The 21,082-nt window shown below is 60.0% G+C and carries 22 protein-coding genes; 8 read left to right on the top strand and 14 right to left on the bottom strand.

The genetic code is table 11. The features are described 5' to 3' along the window. Positions 1–49 precede the first annotated feature (49 nt). From ACWHXD_RS23440 to ACWHXD_RS23430, 3 genes are read left to right on the top strand one after another with little or no spacing between them, the layout of a single operon-like run. Positions 50–808, top strand: coding sequence for a 5-oxoprolinase subunit PxpA (locus ACWHXD_RS23440; protein WP_138763519.1), 759 nt, complete (start codon positions 50–52; stop codon positions 806–808). A gap of 56 nt (positions 809–864) precedes the next feature. Continuing rightward, complete coding sequence (locus tag ACWHXD_RS23435; RefSeq protein WP_047711626.1) at positions 865–1,743, top strand: 5-oxoprolinase subunit B family protein; 879 nt, start codon at positions 865–867, stop codon at positions 1,741–1,743. Further along, on the top strand, positions 1,740–2,714 hold the full coding sequence (locus ACWHXD_RS23430) for a 5-oxoprolinase subunit C family protein (RefSeq protein ID WP_032895607.1): 975 nt from the start codon (positions 1,740–1,742) through the stop codon (positions 2,712–2,714). Before ACWHXD_RS23435 ends, ACWHXD_RS23430 begins: the two co-directional genes overlap by 4 nt. Before the next feature lie 57 nt (positions 2,715–2,771). Here ACWHXD_RS23430 and ACWHXD_RS23425 read toward each other — a convergent pair whose 3' ends face one another. The 3 genes from ACWHXD_RS23425 to ACWHXD_RS23415 form a co-directional block, all read right to left on the bottom strand. After that, the gene (locus tag ACWHXD_RS23425) at positions 2,772–3,791 is read right to left on the bottom strand and encodes a transporter (RefSeq protein WP_499084730.1); all 1,020 of its coding nucleotides are present in this window, start codon (positions 3,789–3,791) and stop codon (positions 2,772–2,774) included. 145 nt (positions 3,792–3,936) lie between these two features. Beyond that, positions 3,937–4,242 (bottom strand): PepSY domain-containing protein, encoded by a 306-nt coding sequence (locus tag ACWHXD_RS23420; protein ID WP_014719623.1) that lies wholly within the window; start codon positions 4,240–4,242, stop codon positions 3,937–3,939. 94 nt (positions 4,243–4,336) lie between these two features. Then, positions 4,337–5,464: a glycerophosphodiester phosphodiesterase family protein gene (locus ACWHXD_RS23415; RefSeq protein ID WP_032895609.1), complete on the bottom strand. Its 1,128-nt coding sequence runs from the start codon at positions 5,462–5,464 to the stop codon at positions 4,337–4,339. A gap of 232 nt (positions 5,465–5,696) precedes the next feature. Here ACWHXD_RS23415 and ACWHXD_RS23410 point away from each other — a divergent pair, with 232 nt between their 5' ends. Then, complete coding sequence (locus tag ACWHXD_RS23410; protein ID WP_032895610.1) at positions 5,697–6,020, top strand: DUF2025 family protein; 324 nt, start codon at positions 5,697–5,699, stop codon at positions 6,018–6,020. A gap of 553 nt (positions 6,021–6,573) precedes the next feature. On the opposite strand, the gene ACWHXD_RS23405 is transcribed toward ACWHXD_RS23410, so the two are convergent. Beyond that, the gene (locus tag ACWHXD_RS23405) at positions 6,574–6,894 is read right to left on the bottom strand and encodes an antibiotic biosynthesis monooxygenase family protein (protein WP_138763520.1); all 321 of its coding nucleotides are present in this window, start codon (positions 6,892–6,894) and stop codon (positions 6,574–6,576) included. Then, the gene (locus tag ACWHXD_RS23400; RefSeq protein ID WP_138763521.1) at positions 6,891–7,598 is read right to left on the bottom strand and encodes a CTP synthase C-terminal region-related (seleno)protein; all 708 of its coding nucleotides are present in this window, start codon (positions 7,596–7,598) and stop codon (positions 6,891–6,893) included. Before ACWHXD_RS23400 ends, ACWHXD_RS23405 begins: the two co-directional genes overlap by 4 nt. Positions 7,599–7,678: 80 nt before the next feature. Between ACWHXD_RS23400 and ACWHXD_RS23395 the strand changes: the two genes are divergently transcribed. Continuing rightward, positions 7,679–8,563: a LysR family transcriptional regulator gene (locus ACWHXD_RS23395; RefSeq protein WP_138763522.1), complete on the top strand. Its 885-nt coding sequence runs from the start codon at positions 7,679–7,681 to the stop codon at positions 8,561–8,563. A gap of 25 nt (positions 8,564–8,588) precedes the next feature. Here the strand turns inward: ACWHXD_RS23395 and ACWHXD_RS23390 are convergent, their stop codons facing one another. The 3 genes from ACWHXD_RS23390 to ACWHXD_RS23380 form a co-directional block, all read right to left on the bottom strand. After that, entirely contained in the window at positions 8,589–9,908 is a 1,320-nt protein-coding gene (locus ACWHXD_RS23390) for a methyl-accepting chemotaxis protein (RefSeq protein WP_032897795.1), read from the bottom strand. Positions 9,909–10,171: 263 nt separating this feature from the next. Then, positions 10,172–11,230: a diguanylate cyclase gene (locus tag ACWHXD_RS23385; RefSeq protein WP_138763523.1), complete on the bottom strand. Its 1,059-nt coding sequence runs from the start codon at positions 11,228–11,230 to the stop codon at positions 10,172–10,174. 188 nt (positions 11,231–11,418) lie between these two features. Beyond that, entirely contained in the window at positions 11,419–12,048 is a 630-nt protein-coding gene (locus ACWHXD_RS23380) for a TetR/AcrR family transcriptional regulator (protein WP_032895616.1), read from the bottom strand. 122 nt (positions 12,049–12,170) lie between these two features. On the opposite strand from ACWHXD_RS23380, the gene ACWHXD_RS23375 reads away from it, so the two are divergent. The 3 genes from ACWHXD_RS23375 to ACWHXD_RS23365 all read left to right on the top strand — a co-directional run bounded on the left by ACWHXD_RS23375 (position 12,171) and on the right by ACWHXD_RS23365 (position 15,711). Further along, positions 12,171–13,229: an MBL fold metallo-hydrolase gene (locus tag ACWHXD_RS23375; protein WP_278914806.1), complete on the top strand. Its 1,059-nt coding sequence runs from the start codon at positions 12,171–12,173 to the stop codon at positions 13,227–13,229. A 139-nt stretch (positions 13,230–13,368) separates the two neighbouring features. Beyond that, positions 13,369–14,031 (top strand): hypothetical protein, encoded by a 663-nt coding sequence (locus ACWHXD_RS23370; protein WP_238344612.1) that lies wholly within the window; start codon positions 13,369–13,371, stop codon positions 14,029–14,031. A 234-nt stretch (positions 14,032–14,265) separates the two neighbouring features. Continuing rightward, positions 14,266–15,711 (top strand): amidase family protein, encoded by a 1,446-nt coding sequence (locus ACWHXD_RS23365; RefSeq protein WP_138763540.1) that lies wholly within the window; start codon positions 14,266–14,268, stop codon positions 15,709–15,711. Positions 15,712–15,718: 7 nt separating this feature from the next. Here the strand turns inward: ACWHXD_RS23365 and ACWHXD_RS23360 are convergent, their stop codons facing one another. From ACWHXD_RS23360 to ACWHXD_RS23335, 6 genes are all read right to left on the bottom strand, one after another. Continuing rightward, the gene (locus ACWHXD_RS23360) at positions 15,719–16,075 is read right to left on the bottom strand and encodes a helix-turn-helix domain-containing protein (protein WP_138763525.1); all 357 of its coding nucleotides are present in this window, start codon (positions 16,073–16,075) and stop codon (positions 15,719–15,721) included. A 91-nt stretch (positions 16,076–16,166) separates the two neighbouring features. Further along, positions 16,167–17,117, bottom strand: coding sequence for a hypothetical protein (locus ACWHXD_RS23355; protein WP_138763526.1), 951 nt, complete (start codon positions 17,115–17,117; stop codon positions 16,167–16,169). Positions 17,118–17,171: 54 nt separating this feature from the next. Next, positions 17,172–18,341, bottom strand: a complete 1,170-nt coding sequence (locus tag ACWHXD_RS23350; protein ID WP_032895621.1) for an MFS transporter — start codon at positions 18,339–18,341, stop codon at positions 17,172–17,174. A 167-nt stretch (positions 18,342–18,508) separates the two neighbouring features. Further along, entirely contained in the window at positions 18,509–19,330 is an 822-nt protein-coding gene (locus ACWHXD_RS23345) for an ABC transporter substrate-binding protein (RefSeq protein WP_138763527.1), read from the bottom strand. Between the two features lie 25 nt (positions 19,331–19,355). Continuing rightward, on the bottom strand, positions 19,356–20,120 hold the full coding sequence (locus ACWHXD_RS23340; protein ID WP_003193648.1) for an amino acid ABC transporter ATP-binding protein: 765 nt from the start codon (positions 20,118–20,120) through the stop codon (positions 19,356–19,358). A 24-nt stretch (positions 20,121–20,144) separates the two neighbouring features. Further along, positions 20,145–21,023 carry an amino acid ABC transporter permease gene (locus tag ACWHXD_RS23335; protein ID WP_016979819.1) on the bottom strand — a complete coding sequence of 293 codons (879 nt, stop codon included), beginning with the start codon at positions 21,021–21,023 and terminating at the stop codon, positions 20,145–20,147. Positions 21,024–21,082 lie beyond the last annotated feature (59 nt).

Genomic DNA, 21,082 nt, shown 5'->3' with positions numbered 1-21,082 from the left:
TCAAGCCCCAGCCTACTTTGCGGGCATCACCTTTGGCGGAGCGACCTCGATGCAGGCAGTGGATTTCAATTCAGACATGGGCGAAGGCTTTGGCCCCTGGACCATCGGCGACGGCGTCGACGCAGAGCTGATGGCCTACATCAGCTCGGCCAATATCGCCACCGGCTTTCACGCCGGCGACCCCGGCACCATGCGCCGCACCGTCGAGCGCGCCAAGCAACTGGGTGTGGCGATTGGCGCGCACCCAGGCTTTCGTGACTTGGTGGGTTTCGGTCGCCGGCATATCAACGCACCGGCCCAGGAGCTGGTGGACGACATGCTCTACCAGCTCGGAGCCCTGCGCGAAATAGCCCGTGCCCAAGGCATGAGCCTGCAACACATCAAGCCTCACGGCGCGCTGTACATGCACCTGGCCCGCGATGAAGAAGCTGCGCGGCTGTTGGTGCAAAACCTGCAGATCATTGAGCCCACGCTGTTGCTGTACTGCATGCCCAACTCGGTGATCTGGCGCATTGCCAAGGAACTGGGGCAGCCGGTGGTGCGCGAGTTCTATGCCGACCGTGAATACGACCTGAGCGGCTCCATCGTGTTTACCCGCAATGTGCGGGCGCTGGACCCCGCCACGGTTGCCGCGCGGGTCTTGCGCGCCTGCCAGACCGGCCTGGTGCGTACCGTCGAAGGCGAAGACCTGGCCATCGAATTCGATTCCATCTGCCTGCACAGCGACACCCCCGGCGCCCTGGAACTGGTGGAGGCCACCCGTGCAGCCTTGGACCAGGCGGGTATCGACGTCAGAACACCCCAATAAGATCCACCCCTTACTTTTTTGCCTGCCTTTCTACAATGATTCCAAGAGGAACAGACATGGCTGAAACGTCCCCCATCCGCTACAGCTTCGGCGGTGATGAACACCTGTTTGCCGAGGTCAGCGACAGCATGTCCCTGGAGGCTTTTTTCAAGGGCATGGCGGTGACCCGCGCCGTGGAGCGCCTGGCGCTGGAAGGCGTACTGGATGTCTGCCTGGCCAACGCATCGTTCCAGATTCGCTTCGACCCCGACCGCATCGCGCCCCATGTACTGCTCGACGCCGTGCAAAGCGCCGAAGCCCAGGCCGTGGCCGAACGCACCTTGCGCACGCGCATCATCGAAATCCCGGTGCTCTATAACGACCCCTGGACTCACGAAACCCTGATGCGCTTTCGTGACCGCCACCAAGACCCCAGCGGCACCGACCTGGAATACGCCGCACGCATCAATGGCCTGGCCGACGTAAACGCGTTCATTGCCGCCCACAGTGGCGCGCCGTGGTTTGTGTCGATGGTGGGGTTTGTCGCGGGCTTGCCGTTCATGTTCCAGATGGTCGAACGCGAGCGGCAATTGCAGGTGCCCAAGTACCTGCGACCACGCACCGACACACCGAAACTGACCCTGGGCCATGGCGGCTGCTTTGGCTGTATCTACTCAGTGCGAGGGGCGGGCGGTTACCAGATGTTCGGCGTCACCCCGGCACCGATCTACGACCCGGCGCAGCAGTTGGCGTACCTCAAGGCGCACATGGTGTTCTTCCGCCCCGGCGATATCGTGCAGTTCAAGCCGATAGACCGCGAGGCTTATGACCGGGCCGTCGCCGAGGTGGACGCCGGGCGTTTCGACTTGCGCATTCGCCCGGTGGAATTTTCCCTGGATGCCTTTCTCGCCGACCCCATCGGCTATCCGAAAACCCTGCAGGAGGCGCTGGCATGATCAAGGTCCTCAAACCTGGCCTCGCCACCTCCGTGCAGGACCTGGGCCGCGAAGGCTATTACCACTTGGGCATCCCACCGTCGGGGGCGCTGGACCAATACGCGTTGAGTGCGGCCAACCACCTGGTGGGCAACCCCATGGGCGCGGCGGGCCTGGAATGCACGCTGATCGGACCGGAGCTGGAGTTCCAGCAGGACGCGCTGGTGGCCTTGAGCGGCGCCTTGATGTCGCCGCGCCTGGACGGCGAAGTGGTGCACCAGGACACCGCCTTTGCCGTGCGCGCCGGGCAGGTGCTGCGGTTCGAATTTCCCAAGGCCGGCGCACGCACTTATCTTGCCGTCGCCGGCGGTATCGACGTGCCGTTGGTGCTCGGCAGCCGCTCCACCTACACCCTCGGTGCCCTCGGCGGGTTTAATGGCCGGCGCTTGCAGGAGGGCGATCAATTGCCGATCGGTACCGCCAGCGGTACCGGGCGTGCGGGCAATAGCTTGCCGATGGCGTTGCGGCGTTCGGTCGGCGGCGATGTGACCTTGCGGGTGGTGCCGGGGCTGTATTACGAGCGCTTGACTGACGAGGCCAAAAGCAGTTTTTTTGCCGAACCGTGGACGGTGGGCTCCGAGGCCGATCGCATCGGCTATCGCTTCAAGGGCGGCAGCGCGTTGAGCTTCCAGCCACGGGAACAGCCGTTTGGCGCGGGCTCCGATCCGTCCAACATCGTCGACAGTTGCTACCCGATTGGCTCGATTCAAGTACCGGCGGGGCTGGAGCCGATTGTGCTGCACCGCGATGCGGTGTCGGGCGGTGGCTACGCAATGATTGGCACGGTGATCAGCGCCGACCTGGACTTGATTGGGCAGATGCAGCCCAACCAGCGAGCGGGGTTTGTGGCGGTAAGCCTGGAGGAGGCCCTGGAGGCGCGGCGGGTATACAAGAAGCGGCTCAAAGCGATGGCTGGACTCTTCAATCACTGAACATACGCATAACCCCTGTGGGAGCAGGCAAGCCAGCTCCCACAGTTGGGGCTTATTTCAATTTGAGAATTTGCGAAAGGCCCAGCGCCCGGCGATCAAGGTGAAGGTGGCAACCAGTGCCACCAATATCCAGAAGCCTTCCGGGTCTTGAGGCAGGGGCACCCCACCCACATTCATGCCAAAAAAGCCGGCAATGATATTGATCGGCAGCGCCAGCACCGTCACCACCGTGAGGGTAAACAATGTGCGGTTGCTCTGTTCATTGAGGTTGGCGGCGATCTCTTCCTGCAACAGCTTGATGCGCTCGCCCAGGGCGGTCAGGTCGTTGATGATCAGCGCAAACTCCTCGGTGGATTTGCGCAGCTCTTTCACGTCTTCCTTTTGCAGCCATTGCGGCGGGCGATTGAGCAGGCGCAGCAGCGAGCCCGGTTCCAGCGCCAGCAGGCGTTGCAGGCGCACCAGCACGCGGCGGGCGGCACCCAGTTCGGCGCGGTTGGTGGACAGGCGCGAAGACAACAGCTGATCTTCGATATGGTCGACGCTGATACTGGTCTTGCGCACGATCTGTGTCAGCACTTCGCCCTGGTCGCGCAGCAGGTGTACCAGCAGCTCCAACGGCGAGCGAAAGTGTTCGCCGGCCTTCACCGACGAGCGTAATTTATCCACCGAGTGCAACGGCTGCAGGCGTGCGCTCACCAGCAAGCGGCTGCGCGCACACACCCACAGCGTGGAAATATCCGACGACACCATGCTGCTGAAGTTGAACACCACATCGTTGACCACCGCCAACAAGGCCGAGTCCACATGCTCGATGCGTGTGGAGCGCGAGCCCTCGTGCAGGGCTTCAAAAAACTCTTCCGGCAGCGACAAATGCGCCTGCATCCAGCGCTCGCAGGCGGCGTGGGCCAGGTTCAGGTGCAGCCACAGGAATTCTTCCGGGTCTGGCGGTTGCTGCAAGGCGGCGAGGGCTGTGGCGGAATCAATTTGTTGGCCTTTCTCGCCGGGGCGAAAACGAAAACCGTAAAGCAGGCCAAACAGATCGGAATCCTGGTGGGCGTGGTCGATGCTGTGGTTCATGGCGACTCGCAGAGAAAGGGCCTGTAGGACGTTTCACAGGTTCCCAGGCGAATCATTGCAAGGCGGTATGACGGTTATGTGACGGTTTGAGGCGCGCATAAAAAAACGCGCCACCCGAAGGTGGCGCGTTTTTTCAAGGTTCAACTCAGGTGTCTTGCTTGTTTTCCAGCACTGCACCGGTCTTGGCGTCGAGCTTCACATCCCATTTCTTGCCGGTAGTGTCGGTCAGGTCCACTTCGTAGACCAGCTTGCCCGCTTCGTGATCCAACTCGGTATCGTTGATGGTCGCGCCGGCATGTTGGGCGACGGCGGCGGCGTTGAGCTTTTCGAACGCCATCACTTCACCGGACTTGAGCAGGCTAGGAATCTGGTCCGGACGGACATCAGCCTGGGCCAGGCCGGCGGTCAAAGTCAGGGCAGTAGCAGCGAACAGGGCAGTCAAAGTTTTCATGGTGTGTGTCCTTCTTAGGTTGAGCTGTTTAAGTGGCGCCAGATTAACCGGCGCAACTTAACTCATCCTTAATGGCTCACTGACACCAATGCTTTTAGTACTTATGGTCGTTGAGCAGGTCTTGCACGCTGGACGACGGCCAGCGTTTGTAGAACTTCAACAGCTCGGCGGCGCGGTTGGTGAAGATGCCATCGACGCCGGCCTTCATGACTTTCTCGAAGTCCACCGGCTCATCCACGGTATACACATGCACCAGCAGGCCCTTGTCGTGGGTCAGCTTGTTCATTTCCGGCTTCACCAGGTCGGTGTAGCTCTGGTCGCCGTGGTCGGTCAATTCTGCCGACGGGCCGGTGCCGATGGCGCCAAGGCTTTTGGCTTCATCGACCCACTTTTCGAATTCGGCGGCGTCTTTGGGCTCTTGCTTGGCGTAGTAGGCGGCCTTGGTGGTTTCGCCAGACTCGGCGAAGGTCACTTTGGATTTGGGCTCGATACTGCCTTCACCCACCCACAACAGCAGGATTTTCGGGGTGTTGGGCATTTCTTTCTGCAGCTCTTTGAGGCTGGCGGTTTCGAAGGTTTGCAGCACCACACGGCCTTTGCCCTGGCCGACACCGGTGTTGCTCTTACCCAGTTTGGAACCGGCGGAGCTCAGCCAGCCTTTGTCCAGCAGCTTGTTTTTCAGGTCGGCTTCGATACCCGGGAACTGCTTGGGCTCCTTGGTCTCGATGTACAGGCCGGGTTTGTGCGAGGGGTTGCCTTCGGCGATCTTGATGATGTCGTCCAGGCTCTGAATCTTCAGGCCGACGAAACCAGAGCGCGCGCGGTCCGGGTAGGCGGCGTTGAACCAGCTGCCGGCGTCGAGGGTTTGCAGTTCTTTCCAGGTGAACTCGTTGGCGGGCGCGTCTTTGCGCTCGGGGAACTTGGTGGCTACGTCGGTGGTGCGCTGCAGGTTGTTGTCGTGCAGGGCGAACAGCACGCCGTCCTTGCTGCGTTGCAGGTCCAGTTCCAGGTAGTCGGCGCCCAGGTCGCGCGCAACCTTGTAGGCCGCGGCGGTGGATTCAGGCGCGTCGTAGGAAGCGCCACGGTGAGCGATCACGGCAGGGTAGGGGATGCCTTCGTTTGTCGCCAATTCGGCCGGGCTGACCGGCTCGGCAGCCTGTGCCTGGCCAAGGCCGAGCATCAGCGCCAGCAGCAAGGCGCTTTTGGAAAACGTGACAGGCATATGCGAAGTCCTTTCGTGGAGGTAACTTTGAGAAGGTGTCCTTTTTAACAATTGATTGCGAACGGCGCTATCACCAAACCGACATTAACGTGCGCACCGGCCAATTTTGTGGGCTTTTTTGCAGGGCGTTGCAGTATTCTTACGGGTAGCTGCCCCGTCAGAGGGCGGTAATTTCTGCCACGCGTGTAAACCATCTTTCCAGTTCCTTTGGGACTTTTCAGTGAGGTTTACCATGCGCATCACTTCCGAGCTTATCTGCCAGGCCGCCGACCAACTCCAGGGATTTGTCGGCCTCAACCGCAAGACCGGCCAGTACATCGTACGTTTCAGCGAAGACTCATTTGGCATGGACGTGGCTGATGACGGCATCATCCCTACAGCCGAGTTCGTCTGGCTGCCGGCCGCCGACCACACCATGACCCTGTGCCGAGCGCGCCTGCAGTTGTTGCTCGACCAGAATATCGACGACCGCATCAACATCACCGAGCCGCTGCGCGTGTATATGCGCCGGGTAGAGATCCCGCAGATCAGCGCGTTGCGTAGTTTGGTGAGTTAGTCGTCCGCCATTTTGCAAGCGATGACGAGCAAATGTGGCTGCTTGCCTGCGATGGCGGTCTGCCAGCCGACACTTATCTACCTGACACCCCGCGGTCAAAACTGTGGGAGCGGGCTTGCTCGCGAAGGCGGTCTGGCAGGCGACACAGTTGGACCGGGTACATATCCGTTATTTAGGTAACGGCCACTTGGGGTTCCGCCCTGACGGCGGCTCACTTTTGAAAAGCGCAAAAGTAAGCAAAACGCTCAGCCCCACCACTCGGCACCTCGCTTAGGCTCGGTGTGCCCGAACGCAGGCTTGAATCCGTGGGCCGCCGCCACGCGCCATCCATGGCGCGGGGCGGCTAACCCGGCGTCCTGCCGGGTTACCCACGAATTCAAGCCTGCGTTCGGCCAGCGTGGTTTAACGGGGCGCCTGAGATCAAGATCACAAGCAGATCAAGATCAAGAGCGGCTCGCTTCGCATCGTGGTTACCGTTGGCTGCTACAACCTACAAGATTGTGTAGATACCTATGGCCATCGCAGGCAAGCCAGCTCCCACAAGGGCAATATTTCAAGTGGGGAAGGTGTAGGCCCGCTCTACCTTGCACACCCGCGTGTGAAACGCTGCATACCAGGTGGCCCGCCCTTGCTCGCGCACCTGCCGATGCTCGGCCTGCTGTTTCCAGGCCAGGATCGCCGCCTCGCTGGTCCAATAGGACACGGTGATTCCCAGCCCATCCTCCCGCGCTGATTCCACTCCAAGAAACCCCGGTTGTTGCCTGGCCAGTTCCAGCATGCGTGAGGCGGCTTCGCTATAACCCTGATCGCCATCGGTACGCAGCGAGCTGAAAATCACCGCGTAATAAGGTGGGGCGGGTGTCTTGGCGATCATGCCGATACCTCCTGGCAGGCTTTGAGCAGCGCGATCGCCAGCGGCGGCGTGATGCCTTTGAGCGCGACGCGTTCGGGCTGGAACAGGGTGGCGACGAAGAACGGATGGTCGAGCAGTTCCACCGCCCGCAGGTCGCCCGCCGAATCGTGGCCGGTGGGAATCAGGTTGGCTTGCAGCAGGGCGTCGGCGAAGGTGGGGTTGATGCCGTAGCGGCAGCGGTATCCTTCGTGGATATCCAGGCTGCCGTAGGCCTGGGCAATGCGCGTATATGGGGCCAGGCGTACGGTGTCGTTCACTTCCACCAGGGAGCAGTCCAGCGGCGTGATGACGGCGCGCTCAGCATCCGGTACTAATTCGCCGTGCTGGGCATCGGCCCAACCGAGCACGTTGCGGGCATATTCCAGCACGGCATGTTGAAAACCGCCGCAGGTGCCGAGGAAAGGGCGACCTTGTTCGCGGGCAAAGCGGATCGCCCGCAGGGCGCCGTCGATATCGCGATAGGGGCTGCCGGGCACGCACCAGAGGCCGTCAAAGTCGTGCAGGGCAGAAGTGCAGGTGAGGGTGTCGGTGGCCAGCCATTGCACTTTGACGCTCAGGCCCAGGGCGTTGGCGGCCTGTTGCAGGGCCACGGGAATGGCCTGGTGGGCGGTCACATCGGGGTTGTAGTCACCGATCAGGGCAAGGTGCAGCGCGGGGGTTGGCATCGTGTACGTCCCATGGCTTGTGGTGGGTTGATACCCACTATAGATTGGCGCTCACGCAATCAATATTGGCATTTGCCCACATGCTCAATGCAGCCACGCACTATCAAATCGACTACGCCGACCTGTCATTGATCCTGGCCCTGGTGCGCGGCGGCACTCTGGCGCGGGCGGCGGCGTTGCTGCGGGTGGATGTGTCCACGGTGTTCCGTGCGGTGCGGCGGCTGGAGGCGGCGCTGGGCCAGACCCTATTTGAAAAAAGCCGTGCCGGTTATTTGCCCACCAGCCTGGCGAGCAACCTGGCACAACAGGCCGAGCGTGCCGAGCAGGCGCTGGAGGCGGCGCGCATTGGCGTGGAGCAGGGCGGTGAAGTGATCAGCGGCACCGTGCGCCTGACCTGCACCGACTCGGTGTTGCAAGGCTTGCTGTTGCCGGCCCTCGCGCAGTTCATGCCGGCCTACCCGGCGTTGACCCTGGAACTGAGCACCTCCAATGACTTCGCGAACCTCAGCCGCCGCGATGCGGATATCGCCCTGCGCCTGACGAAGGCACCGCCAGCGCATCTTGTCGGACGCTGCCTGGGGCCGGTGACCTATCAGGTGTGTGCCAGTGCCGACTATGCGCGCCAGCATGCAGGCCACGAGTGGGCCGACCTGGCCTGGATCGCGCCAGATGACTTTTTACCCGATCACCCCACCGTCATCTGGCGTCGTGAACATTTGCCGGGCGTGCGTCCCCGTTATCGGTGCAACAGCATGCAGTCGGTGACCGAATTGGTAAGGGCTGGATTGGGCGTGGCGGCACTGCCGGATTTTCTCATGGGCGATGGCCTGCAACCGCTGGGCCCTGCGCTGGCAGGGCACGATACGGCGCTGTGGTTGTTGACGCGGCCTGATTGCCGGGCGTTGCGCTCGGTGGTGACGCTGTTTGATGAGCTGGGGCGGCATGTGCGCTGGCTGCGAAGTTAGCCTCCAGACAGCCAGCGCCAATGGCTCAGCGATTACCTCGCTCGTTCGCAAACGCGCTCACTGCCTGTACCGCCTCGCCGGTGCCTTCGCGAATTTGCAGGATCACCGTGCCGGCCTGGTTGGCCAGTTCCACACCTTGGGCGGCGCGGTCGCGGGTGGCGTCCATGCTGTCGATGGCTTGGCGGGTTTCGTCCTGGATCATGGCGATCATGCCGGAGATTTCGGCGGTGGAGCCGCTGGTGCGCGCCGCCAGTTGCCGCACTTCATCGGCCACCACGGCAAAGCCACGGCCCTGCTCGCCGGCGCGGGCGGCTTCGATGGCGGCGTTGAGGGCCAGCAGGTTGGTCTGGTCGGCAATGCCGCGAATGGTATTGACGATGGCGGTGATCTGTTGCGAGCGCTCGCCCAGCTTGGCGATCAGTTGCGAAGAGGCGTCGATATCCACGGCAATTTCGCGCATGCCAGTGGCGGTTTTCTGAATCACCTCGGCGCCTTTTTCCGCCATCTCCTGGGTGTTCAACGACAGGTGATAAGCCTGTGCGGCGCTTTGTGCGTCGGCGGCATGCTGTAGCACGCGGGCGGTGACGTCCGAGGCGAACTTCACCACTTTGCACAGGCGCCCGCTGGCGTCGTACACCGGGTTGTAGTTGGCTTCCAGCCACACCACCTGGCCGTGTTTGTCCACCCGCTCGAACTGGCCATTGAACAGCTCGCCCTGGTTCAAGCGCTTCCAGAACTCGCTGTAGGCCGCACTGTTGGCCAGCTCGGGCGTGCAAAACAGGCGATGATGCTTGCCCTGGATCTGCGCCAGGCTGTAGCCCATGCGCTGCAGGAAATTGCCGTTGGCGGTGATGATGGTGCCGTCGAGGTTGAACTCGATCATCGCCATGGCGCGGTCGATGGCTTCGAGCTTGGCGTTGGCTTCGCTTTCGGCCTGCAGGCGTGGGGTGACGTCCATGGCGTATTTCACCACTTTGATCACGTTCCCCGCTTCATCCCGTACCGGGTTATAGCTGGCTTCCAGCCACACCGAGGCACCGTTGGCGCCTACTCGTTCAAAGGTGCCCGACTGGAATTGGCCGTTGCGCAGGTGTGTCCACAGCTGGTTGTAATCCGCGCTGCGGGCGAACGCCGGGGTACAGAACATCCGGTGGGGCTGGCCCAGGATCTGTTCGGCGCGGTAACCCATGGTCTTGAAGAAGTTGTCATTGGCGCGCAGCACGGTGCCTTGCAGGTCGAATTCGATCACGGCCATGGAGCGCTCAATGGCGTCCAGCAGGCTGGTCTGTTGGGCAAGGCTGTGTTGCAGGGTACTGATGGTTTTCTTATGAGCGTGAAATAGCATGGTGGAGGGCTCGGGCATGCAAGCGTATGCGGGGTCCATGTATTTGCGCCTGACCCCGTAGGGCCCTTGGCCTTACGGTTGACTTGCTCATTGCCAGCTTCCTGATGCTGACAGAGGGGGGTGGAACAACGGTCTCAGAGTGATCAATCGGCCTGGAAGTTCGCCCATCAGGCAGGACTATTTTGACCAGGCGACCAATGGCGGCATTATGCTATTGCAGCAGGTGGGCGGAGCAAGATTCGGACGAGGTGTCATCAGACAACTCAGGCTGAATGAGCGGGCTTGCATTCGCTGACCTTGACGCGGTTGCGGCCGCTGTTTTTGGCGGTGTACAACGCGCGATCCGCCGCATCGAGCCACATGACCGCGTCCTTGAACGACGGGTGGAAATCCGCCAGGCCAATGCTCAGGCTGACGCGCAGGTCGGGGATCTGCGCATGACGATAGCCGCTGAAGGTTTCGCGTAGATGTTCCATCACCTGCGCAGCGGCGTGCAGGGGCATTTTCGGCAGAATCACACAGAACTCATCGCCGCCGTAGCGGCCGGCCAGGTCTTCTTCGCGCAAGTGTTCGCGCAGCGCCTGGCTCAACTGGCGCAGTACCGCGTCACCGACGGTGTGGCCATGCACATCATTGATGTGCTTGAAGTGGTCGATATCGATCAAGGCAATGGTCGCTTGGCCTTGTTGCTGCTGGCACTTGTGAAACTTGAGGTTGAGCAGGTCTTTCCACGAACCATGGTTGAGCAGGCCGGTAAGGCTGTCGACGCGGCTCAGGGCGCTGAGGGCGCGTTTGTGTTCCGACAGTTTGATCGCCAACTGGTAACAGACCATGCCGATGGCCATCGGGTAGAGCGTCAGCATCGGCAGGCAGGTGTAGACCTCGGTGAGGCTGACGCTGGGGTCGAACTTGACGCCGAACAGGCCCCAGGCCACCGCGATACCGGCCGCCTGTGCCAGCAACCCGCGCAGGAACAGGCGTTTACCACCGGCTGCGACGTTGTTCATGGCCATCATCGACAGAATGGTCACCGCTGTCAGTGGCGAAAACTGAGTGGCTGCGGCCCAGAATCCGCCCAGCACCGAGTCATACATCACGTTTCGTTGTTCGGCCTGGTAGGGAAACGGCGAGTGGGTGGAAACCAGGTACGCCACGTGCGGCCAGGCAATGCCGTTGAACAGCAGCAACGCCCAGACCCAACCGGGCATCGACAAGGGATACAAAGCCCCGATCACACTGATGCTGCCGATACCCAGGCCGATAATCCTTGGCGTGTAGATTCGCCTGGCAAATGAAAGCCCTTTGCCTCGTCTGTTTTCCATAGTGTCCTGGGTCAACTTTTTTTTGCGGGTGCAACAGCACGCGTCAACGGGCAGAGCCGGTGGTCGGATAAGAACGGTGAATTGTCGATTATTCTCGTGGGAATAATCAGTGTCCTTCCAGGCCATTTGCGCAAAACAGCGGGTAAAAGCGCCAGAAACGACCTTAAATGTCGCGCCTGCAACAGGGCTTACTGGGGCGGGCGTTGCGTGCTGGCTTCGTAACCGGCGAGGAACAGGTCGATGGCTGATTCGATGACGTGGGCCTGTGCGACAAGGTCGAGGGTGGGCTGGCCGAGGGTGATTTGCGGCCAAAATGCAAAGGCCTTGAGCAGGCTTTGGATCTGATGGGCAGCGAACGCCGGGTCGGTGCAGGTGAGGCGGCCGTCTTCCTGGGCGGCGCGTACCCATTGGGTAAAGCCTTCTTCCCGTGCGCTGAGGCGGTTGACCATGTCTTGCGCACGCTCCGGCGAATGGATGGTGGCAGCAATGGCCACGCGTGCCAGGTCGAGGAAGTTGGCGTCCGACATCATCTGCATTTTCGCTTCCAGCAACGTGCGCAGTTGGTCGCGCAGCGGGCGGTCGCTGGTGTAGATCACGTCCAGTTGGGCAACACTGCTGGCCCACAACTGGTGGAGGATCTCGGCGAACAGTTCTTCCTTGCTGGGGAAATGGTTGTACACCGTGCGCTTGGAAACGCCCGCAGTGGCGGCGATTTTGTCCATGCTGGTGACCTCGAAGCCGTTCTCGCGAAATTCGGCAATCGCCGCCGCCACGATGGCTTCGCGTTTACGCTCGGTGAGGCGTTTGGGGGCAGTCATGGAAGGTATTCGACTCAACAATGAAATTACACCGGGCAGTTTACTTGCTCCGGATTTTGTTGCAATCTAGAAACTACACTGTGCAGTGTAATACTTGAGCGGACCGCAGGAGTCACTTCGTCATGGCCACTATTTCAACCCGTCTCGACCCTGCGCCCTCGGCGCCCAAACCTGCCGAGCAGGGCCTGGGGCACTTCAGCAACGACGCCCCGGTGCAGCACGGTGGCTTGGGCAAGACCCTGCGTATTTTCTGGAACATGCTGTTCAACAAACCGCGCACCACTCGGCCGGTGGGGCAGATTCCGGTACAGCCACTGACTCGCGAGCAGTTATTGGCCGCCCCTGATCACAGCGTGTATCGCCTGGGCCATTCAACGGTGTTGCTGAAAATGCGCGGTAAATTCTGGGTCACCGACCCGGTGTTTGCCGAGCGCGCCTCGCCCTTCAGTTGGGCCGGCCCCAAGCGTTTTCATCAGCCGCCTATCAGCCTTGAAGAGCTGCCAGCGCTGGAAGCGGTGATCCTTTCCCACAATCATTACGACCATCTCGACCGCAAAGCAGTGGTCCAATTGGCCGAAAAGACCCGCTACTTCCTGGCGCCCCTAGGCGTGGGTGACACGCTGGTCAAATGGGGCGTAGACGCCAGCAAAGTGCGCCAACTGGAGTGGTGGCAGGGCACCGAAGTCGATGGCGTTCGTTTTGTCTGCACACCGGCCCAGCACTTTTCCGGGCGCGGCCTGTTTGATGGCAACCAGACCCTGTGGTGCTCCTGGGTGATGATCGACGACACGCGACGTATCTTTTTCAGTGGCGACACCGGCTATTTCGACGGTTTCAAACGCATCGGCGAGCAATACGGGCCGTTTGACCTGACCCTGATGGAAACCGGCGCTTACAATGTCGATTGGCCCCATGTGCACATGCAGCCGGAGCAGACACTGCAGGCGCATATCGATCTGAAAGGGCGCTGGCTGTTGCCGATTCACAATGGCACCTTCGACCTGGCCTTCCACGCCTGGCACGAACCGTTCGACCGCATCATGGCCCTGGCCTGGGAGCGCAATGTCTCGATCACTACCCCGGCAATGGGCCAGGCATTTCGCTTGAACCAGCCCGAGCGTGGGCATGCCTGGTGGCTGGAAGTGGAGCCTCAACCGGTTAACGAACACGCAGCAGGCTGAGCCGAAACCCGCTTGGAAAAGAGTTTTTCAGCGGATTTCAGCTCTGCGACAAACGCCAAATGAGAGTGCGATGATCCCGCGGGAATTTTATCTCCGGGAGGACGTTTCGATGGACAGCCACTGTAAGAAGCTTTGGAGAATGGGGTTGCCTTGTGCCCCAGCCCAGCCGCTGCCCGCGCCAATAAACGCCGCCGACGTGCCCGCTTCGCCACCCCATGCAGTACCTACTTCTATTGTCTTTGGCGCCGAACAGGCTGCGGGCGCCACGCTCGTCCCTGGGTATAACGCCCTGGCGCCCCATATACGACCAGTACGTGACCCGGCGCTATCACTTGTCGCCATCAGCGGCGTGGACCCTACCGAACCGGTAATGGTCGAAGTACCGCTAGTATTGAATAACACCACCTTCACCGCCACGCGGGCGTTGACCGGGTATCGGATCGGCTATGCCGAGCACTATGTGCAGGGCAATCAGGTAGCGCCGGTTGAGCGCAGTGCGGCTTTGCAGCGGGTCTTCGACACCCTGCGTCACGCCGGTGTGCAATGGGTAGCGGTGGACATGCAGCGCAGTGGCGACAGCCAGCAGGCCTGTCGTGAAATCGATGAGCAGGTGGCAGGTCTTCGCCTGGATGCCCTGGTGTCCGAGGATCCCCAGGCCGCCTTTCATCATGCCATAAGAAGCGGATACCCCTTTGTGTGTGAAACCCTGGAGGATGGCTCCCGAGTCTGGTTTTACGGTGCGCGCTGGGCAGGTGATGGTTTGGCGGCACTGGTGCGCGCTTACCGCCAGCTTCGGCCATAGACGGTATAGATGCCTACACCGGGCTGGGAAGGGTAGGACGCGGTGGCAAGATTCGCCTGAAATAGTGGTGGGGTGCCGGCTCTTAGACTGGTGCGGTGTTATCGACCGATAGCGCTCACACTCAGTCAAACAGAGGGGCATTTGATGATCGGACCAGTTTCGGCAGGTGGATGGGCGACAGGCCTGCTTCAGGAGCTTTCAAACCCTGTGCAAGGCTTCAAAAGTGCCTGCCAGATGTCAGTGGAGATGGGCCAAGGAGGCGGCGTCACCTCAGAGTCACTGTTGAAGGACTCGCTCAAGCAAATTGCCAATATTGATCGCGGGCTACAGGGCGGCAATGCATTCTTGGAAACCAACCCGGATGCCCTCAGTGAGGCGAAGGCCCGCGATAAGGAGCGTGCCGATGGCCGTGTTCGCGGGCATTTGCATGGTGTGCCGATAGCGCTGAAGGATGTCTTTGAAACCAACGACCGCATGCAGACCAGCGCAGGCTCAAAGGCCTTGGTAGGCGCGCCGGCCACTAAAAATGCCAAGGTCGTCGACAATTTGCTGAAAGCCGGAGTGGTGATTGTAGGCAAAACCAATATGAGTGAGCTGTCCAACTTTCGCTCACTATCAGCTGTCGATGGCTGGAGTTCGCGAGGTGGCCAGACGTTGAACCCGCATCGACTTGGCGGGCCGGTGGCAGGCTCCAGTTCTGGCTCGGCAGTAGCTGTAGCGCAAGGGCATGTGCCGGTGGCGTTAGGGCTGGAAACCAACGGCTCGATCATCAGCCCAGCAGCCCACAACGGTGTGTTTGGCCTGAAAACCACGACGGGCCTGGTCAGCACCGAAGGCGTCATGACCAGCACACGGATGGATGCAGTGGGGACTTTCACCCGCAATATCTGCGATGCGGCAGAAGCGCTTAATGCAATGACCGAGACCACTGTCTACACCAAAGGCCTGCGTTCCGACGCCTTGAAGGGTAAGCGAATTGGCTATACCCCTTTACCTGAGCTGTCTGCTGAGGATGCCAAGGACCCAGCCAAGCGAGCAGACCGCAAGCACTATGAGCAGGCGCTGGAGGTATTGAAGGCCCAGGGTGCGATCCTGGTGCCAGTGGAGGCGCTGGAAGATAGCGTGTCAGATGAAGCTTTTGAAGAATATAACGAAGCGCTTTTCTCCGAGGTCAAGCAGCAACTGGACGACTATCTGGCCGGGCGGGAGGGATTGCCGGTCAAATCACTTTCTGAGCTGATTGCTTTTATCAAACGCACGCACAAAGCGGGTGAGCCAGACCAGAAACTGTTGGAAATGATCAATGACCTGGAGACCACCCCGCAAAAACGCGAGGCGTTGTGGGAAGCGATCCTTCCTGTATTTCAGAAAACCGTTGATGACCCCATGAAGGAGCACAAGCTCGACGCCATGGTGTCGAACTTTCTGTCCCACAACTATTTTTACAGTGCTGCGGCCGGGTACCCCGGTATATCCGTTCCATCAGGCATGGATGATGAAGGCATGCCGACAGCACTTTATTTTTATGGCTCCGGCAATAGTGAAGCCACCTTGCTCTCTGTCGCCTATGGTTATGAACAAGCCTCGCAGGCCATCCGAGAACCGGCTTTTCTCCCAGGTATTCCTTTTACGCAAATACCAGCCAGTCCAGATAAAACAGTTGAGGCCACCAACGGCTGAAATTGCGTCAGCCTCTGCTGGTTGCCACTGTTGAACCCATCAAGTGAGAAATGAGGCCTTGCACAGAAGGTTGCGCCGCCGGGGTATCAAACCGGCGCGCACTCATCCCCCACCCCGGTGCGAACCCCGGGAAAAACACCAGCCCTTCGGCCTCCAGGCGAAACGCCAGGACTAAACGGGTTTCATCGTCCACGTCGCCGTGGCCTTCCAATTGCTCAATTGCTTGCACCGCCACGCCAGCCTGGCGAGCCAGCTCTTCGCGGCTCCAGCCCAGCATGACGCGCGCCTGCGCGCAGTGTTTGGCGGTGAATTGATGCAGGACGATCTGTTGTTCTACGAAAGAACTCATTGCCAGAGAGGACATGGGGTTTTCTCCAGGTTCGACAGGGGAGGTGCAACTATACTGTGTTTTTGTACAGTTGTTTCTACCGCTCATCCACTGGCGATGCAACCCCTTATGATTCCAGCCCTGGCGCCTCACGAATAATCAGGTGGTCCAGGTTCTCGATTTTGGCGCTGAATACCCCGAACGTTTGCTCGGGGTTTGTCTTACTGGGCACCTGCATAAGCTGCGGTGTGACCCCATAGAAAAAGCAATACAGCGGCCGTTCACTGCTGGCCGCCGCCTTGATCTGCTCCAGGAATGCCGTGCGCTTGCGGTAGTTTTCGATGAGTTTTTTGCTCAGGTAGACGTTCACCGAATAAGGCTTTTTGTCGAGCCACACCTTCTTCTCGAAGTCGATGCGAAAGCTGCTGGTGTAGTCCTTGATAGCCTTGATCTTGCCCCAGTAAATCAACCCCTGGTTGTCTTGCAGGTATTCGATCTTCTTGAAGAATGCCCAGTAGGTCGCCGTGTGTTCACCGATCTTCAAGGGCATGGCCTTGAGCTTGTCCTTGTCATCGATGTTGGACACGTAGCACTCCACCGGGTGTGCGAACACGCTGGTTTTGTCCGGGGTTGTGTCATTACTGCCAGAGGATGTCGTAGCGCGGTTTGCAGGCGCTTTCGTCGGTGCCTGTAGGGCGCTTGCATCGGTGCTGACTACCGGTGTTTTAGGCGCGTACAGTCGCCGCGTCAGCACAAACTCCGATGGGAAATTTTCCTCACGCTCGTCATCACTTTCACCCGTCGCCGATTTATGGCTGCCGGCATAGCGGCAGCCATCGATATGCCGAGTGCCGGGTTTGTTCTTGAAGTGCGGCGTGCGCTGGTAGTTGACGTTCTTGGCGTTGAAAGTGCTCAACGCATTGGCGCTATCGAAGGCCGCGCGGCAGGCGTCGTTGGGGCACAGGAAGCTGTCCTTGTCGGAATCGAAGCCGGTGGTTTCGTCGAAATTCAGGTCTCGCACGTCGTAGATCGACAGCTTGTCGTCGAGACTCAGGCTGTAGGCCGTGTCGAATTTCATGGGGCTCGGGTCCGTCAGAGGTTTGGCTATTAATAGCCGGATCTTGGGTAAATATCAGCAAGAACCTGCCACGCGGCGCCCGCTCAAGAAACACAGGGTGCCGCCTATGGCAGTAAGTGCGGCCAGGGCAAAGAACATGCTGGTGGGTGCCGCGTTGATCAGCAGGTAGCCACAAATCACCGGACTCATGGCCCCGCCAAACGCGGCCAGGTTCTGGGCACCGTAGTAACTGCCCCGTAGCGCATCCGGCGCAATGGTGTCGATAAACAGAAATTCCGAGGGGTAGATGATCATCTCGCCCAAGGTGAACACGAACATCGCCAGGCACCAGCTCAGCAGACTGTTCGCCTGGCTGAAGCCGACCAACCCGGCAATAAACAATAAGGTACCCAGCACGATCCAATGGCGCAGTTGCTCGCGCTTGAGGAATCGACCGATTTGGTACTGCATCAAAATCACGGTGATTGCGTTACAGGCCAGCACCGCCGACAGAATTTTCAGTGCCTGGTCGGGTGTGTAGGCCACCAGCAGAAACTGCGACAGATACAGGGTGTAGCGCCCATGGACGATGGTGCTCAACAGGCTGCCGCTGGTGAACAGGATCAACGTGCGGTCGTTGCGCAAGGTGCGCAGGGTGCTGAGAAAACTCTGGGGTTTGTGACTGTCGTCCCGTTGGGTCGGCGCAATACCGATCATCAGGAACAGGCTGCCAAAGGCAATGGCACTGGCAATCAGGAACGGCGCCCACGGCAGTTGGCCGGCAATCAATACGCCCAACATCGGGCCCGTCGCATAGCCCACATTGGTCAGGGTGTAGCGCAGTGAAAACACTTTGGCGCGCTCACCCACCGGCAGGTTCTCGCTGATGATCGCCTTGGAGCCGATCAGGAACAACGCCGACGCGGCCTCAGTGATCACCAGGGTCAGGGTGGTGAGGTAGAGGTTGCTGGCAAAGGTCAGCAACAAAAAACCGATGGAGCTGGAGAGCATGGCCAGGATCAGCAGCTTGCGCTTTTCCAGGCGGTCGATGATGTAGCCGCCGTACAACCCCAGGAGCGTGGCGATGAACACGGCAATCCCCATCAGCAGGCCGATGTCCTGCTGGTTGAGGCCCAGGCGTGTGCTCAGCCAGAGGGCCAGCAACGGGCTGGTCATGGCGCGGCTGACCACGATGGTCACCGAGCAGATCATCAGGCGACGGATTACCAGGGAGTAGGTGGCCACGGTGGGGTGGGATCCTTGTTATACCTTCACGACAACACAACTTAAATGTGAACACAGAACCAGTGTGGGAGCTGGCTTGCCTGCGATAGCGGTGGGCCAGTTTGCATCGTCATTGGCTGAACCACCGCTATCGCAGGCAAGCCAGCTCCCACAGGGTTTTGCAGTGTTTACTGGCCTGCGTTGATGCTGATCTTCTCGACCGCACCCTGCTCCAGATCCCACTTCTTCAGGATCTTGCCGTACGTCCCATCATCAATCATGCCCTGCAACGCTTCACTGATCGCCGTGACCAACTCGGTATTGCTCTTCTCAATCCCAAGCCCGGTGAACTGCTTGGAAATCGCCAGGCCCACCGGCTTGTACTTACCCTTGTCCAACGACATCAAATAAGGAATGGTCTCGCTGCCCTGCATCGCCGCATCCAGGCGGTTCTGCTGCAACTGCGCCCGGGCATCTGCCGAGCCTTCGGTGCCGATCACCACGATTGCCGGCTTACCCGCCGCTTCGCAGTTTGCCTTGCTCCACGCGGTAATTTCCGACGGCCAGGTGGTGCGGCGGCTGGTACCGACTTTTTTACCGCACAGGTCGGTCAATTCCTTGATCTCTTCACGCTTGGCCAGGGTGTACAGCTGTGGGCCGCTGGTGAAGTAGTCGATGAAGGTCACGGCTTTCTGGCGCTCGGCGGTGTCGGTCATGCCTGATAGCACGATGTCCACACGCTTGGTGGTCAAGCCGCTGAGCATCTGCTCGAAGCCGGTTTCCTGCCATTTGATCTTCACGCCCAGGCGTTCGGCGAGGGCGTTGCCCAGGTCGAAGTCAAAACCAGTGAGCTTGTTGGTGGCCGGGTCCTTGAAGTCCATCGGCGGGTAGTTCGGCACGATGGCCGCGCTGATCTCACCCTTGTCCTTGATGGCTTGCGGCAAGGCTGCGAATACACACGAGGAGGCCATCAGGCCTGCAAGCAAGGTAGGGATAAACATCTTTTTCATGGGGGCGTTCTCGTTAGTTTTTTAGTTAAGTGCGAACGGCAGAAATAAAGCTTTGGGTACGCGGGTTTTGTGGGCTTATTAGAATGTCTTCGGGGCTGCCGGCTTCCACAATCTGGCCGGCGTCCATAAACACCATGCGGTTGGACACTTCGCGAGCGAAGCCCAATTCATGGGTAACCACGATCATGGTCATGCCGGTGGTGGCCAAATCGCGCATCACCGACAGCACTTCGCCTACCAGCTCCGGGTCGAGGGCTGACGTGGGTTCGTCAAACAGCATCAACTTGGGGCGCATCGCCAAGGCCCGGGCGATTGCCACACGCTGTTGCTGGCCGCCGGACAATTCCACCGGGTAGGCATTGCGCTTGTCCGCCAGGCCAACGCGGGCCAGCAGTTCCAGCGCATCTTCGATGGCTTCCTTGGGCGAGCGTTTGAGCACCTGGCACGGGCCTTCGATGATGTTCTGCAACACGGTCATGTGCGGGAACAAATTGAACCGCTGGAACACCATGCCGGTGGCCAGGCGCTGGCGGGCGATCTGCGCTTCGTTCATCTCGTGCAGCTTGTTGCCGACCACTCGATAACCGACCAGTTCGCCATCGACCCACAGGCCGCCCTTGTCGATTTTTTCCAGCTGGTTGACGCAACGCAGCAGGGTACTTTTGCCCGAGCCGGACGGGCCGATGATGCACATCACCTCGCCTTGCTCGACCTCGATATTGATGTCACGCAGGGCGTGATACTGGTCGTAATACTTGTTCAGGTTGACAGCCTTGACGATGCTTCTCATGGGGCAAATCTCCTCAACCCAGACTTACGAACGCTTGCCGGCGCCGCGGGCAAAACGACGCTCGAGGCGGCTTTGACCAAATGAAAGAACAGTCACCACCGCCAGGTACCAGATGCCCGCCACAATCAGCAGCTCCATCACCCGGGCGTTGGCGTAGTAGATGTTTTGCGCGTTGTGCAGCAGCTCCGAGTACTGGATCACACTGGCCAGGCTGGTCATTTTCACCATGCTGATGAACTCGTTGCCGACCGGCGGGATGATCACGCGCATGGCCTGCGGCAGAATGATCCTGCGCAGCGCTTGCAGGCTCGGCATGCCGATGGACTTGGCCGCCTCGTACTGGCCGGTGTCCACCGAGAGCAAACCGGCGCGCACCACCTCGGCGGTGTAGGCGCCTTGGTTGATGCTCAAGCCGAGCAGGGCGGCCACGAAGGGCGTCATCAGGTCGACGGTGTCGATGCTGAACAGGCCCGGAATCGCGATCACCGGGAAGATCAGCGCCAGGTTGAACCACAGCAGCAACTGCAAAATCAGCGGCGTGCCGCGAAACAGCCAGGTGTAGGTGATGGCCACGTAACGCAGGATGGGGTTGGCCGACATGCGCATGATCGCCGTGATCACCCCGATCACCACGCCCAGCGCCATCGCCAGGATAGACATGACGATGGTGTTCACCAGGCCCCAGAGGATCGCCTCAGACGTGAGGAACTGGCCAATGTAGGACCATTCGATCTGGCCATTGGCAAACGCGCGCAACAGCGCCGCCAACACAATCACGATCAGGGTGGCAAAAAACATCCGCCCGTAATAGCGCCGCGGCACATGCTCGTACTGCGTGATATCGAACTGGTTCTCGGACAACTTGCGCTCGGCTTCCAAGCGCTCTGCCGGGGTTTGGTTCATGCTGCTACTCCAAAATTATTCTTGATGCATGATCGTTCCCACGCTTCGCGTGGGAACGC

This window comes from Pseudomonas fjordensis (assembly GCF_976987115.1).
This window is presented reverse-complemented; position numbering and strand designations above follow the sequence as displayed.

Bases quoted from the DNA above. Each gene is read 5' to 3' on its own strand.
- ACWHXD_RS23440 (WP_138763519.1), top strand. From the start codon at position 50: ATGCAGGCAGTGGATTTCAATTCAGACATGGGCGAAGGCTTTGGCCCC.
- ACWHXD_RS23435 (WP_047711626.1), top strand. From the start codon at position 865: ATGGCTGAAACGTCCCCCATCCGCTACAGCTTCGGCGGTGATGAACAC.
- ACWHXD_RS23430 (WP_032895607.1), top strand. From the start codon at position 1,740: ATGATCAAGGTCCTCAAACCTGGCCTCGCCACCTCCGTGCAGGACCTG.
- ACWHXD_RS23425 (WP_499084730.1), bottom strand. From the start codon at position 3,791: ATGAACCACAGCATCGACCACGCCCACCAGGATTCCGATCTGTTTGGC.
- ACWHXD_RS23420 (WP_014719623.1), bottom strand. From the start codon at position 4,242: ATGAAAACTTTGACTGCCCTGTTCGCTGCTACTGCCCTGACTTTGACC.
- ACWHXD_RS23415 (WP_032895609.1), bottom strand. From the start codon at position 5,464: ATGCCTGTCACGTTTTCCAAAAGCGCCTTGCTGCTGGCGCTGATGCTC.
- ACWHXD_RS23410 (WP_032895610.1), top strand. From the start codon at position 5,697: ATGCGCATCACTTCCGAGCTTATCTGCCAGGCCGCCGACCAACTCCAG.
- ACWHXD_RS23405 (WP_138763520.1), bottom strand. From the start codon at position 6,894: ATGATCGCCAAGACACCCGCCCCACCTTATTACGCGGTGATTTTCAGC.
- ACWHXD_RS23400 (WP_138763521.1), bottom strand. From the start codon at position 7,598: ATGCCAACCCCCGCGCTGCACCTTGCCCTGATCGGTGACTACAACCCC.
- ACWHXD_RS23395 (WP_138763522.1), top strand. From the start codon at position 7,679: ATGCTCAATGCAGCCACGCACTATCAAATCGACTACGCCGACCTGTCA.
- ACWHXD_RS23390 (WP_032897795.1), bottom strand. From the start codon at position 9,908: ATGCTATTTCACGCTCATAAGAAAACCATCAGTACCCTGCAACACAGC.
- ACWHXD_RS23385 (WP_138763523.1), bottom strand. From the start codon at position 11,230: ATGGAAAACAGACGAGGCAAAGGGCTTTCATTTGCCAGGCGAATCTAC.
- ACWHXD_RS23380 (WP_032895616.1), bottom strand. From the start codon at position 12,048: ATGACTGCCCCCAAACGCCTCACCGAGCGTAAACGCGAAGCCATCGTG.
- ACWHXD_RS23375 (WP_278914806.1), top strand. From the start codon at position 12,171: ATGGCCACTATTTCAACCCGTCTCGACCCTGCGCCCTCGGCGCCCAAA.
- ACWHXD_RS23370 (WP_238344612.1), top strand. From the start codon at position 13,369: ATGGGGTTGCCTTGTGCCCCAGCCCAGCCGCTGCCCGCGCCAATAAAC.
- ACWHXD_RS23365 (WP_138763540.1), top strand. From the start codon at position 14,266: ATGTCAGTGGAGATGGGCCAAGGAGGCGGCGTCACCTCAGAGTCACTG.
- ACWHXD_RS23360 (WP_138763525.1), bottom strand. From the start codon at position 16,075: ATGTCCTCTCTGGCAATGAGTTCTTTCGTAGAACAACAGATCGTCCTG.
- ACWHXD_RS23355 (WP_138763526.1), bottom strand. From the start codon at position 17,117: ATGAAATTCGACACGGCCTACAGCCTGAGTCTCGACGACAAGCTGTCG.
- ACWHXD_RS23345 (WP_138763527.1), bottom strand. From the start codon at position 19,330: ATGAAAAAGATGTTTATCCCTACCTTGCTTGCAGGCCTGATGGCCTCC.
- ACWHXD_RS23340 (WP_003193648.1), bottom strand. From the start codon at position 20,120: ATGAGAAGCATCGTCAAGGCTGTCAACCTGAACAAGTATTACGACCAG.
- ACWHXD_RS23335 (WP_016979819.1), bottom strand. From the start codon at position 21,023: ATGAACCAAACCCCGGCAGAGCGCTTGGAAGCCGAGCGCAAGTTGTCC.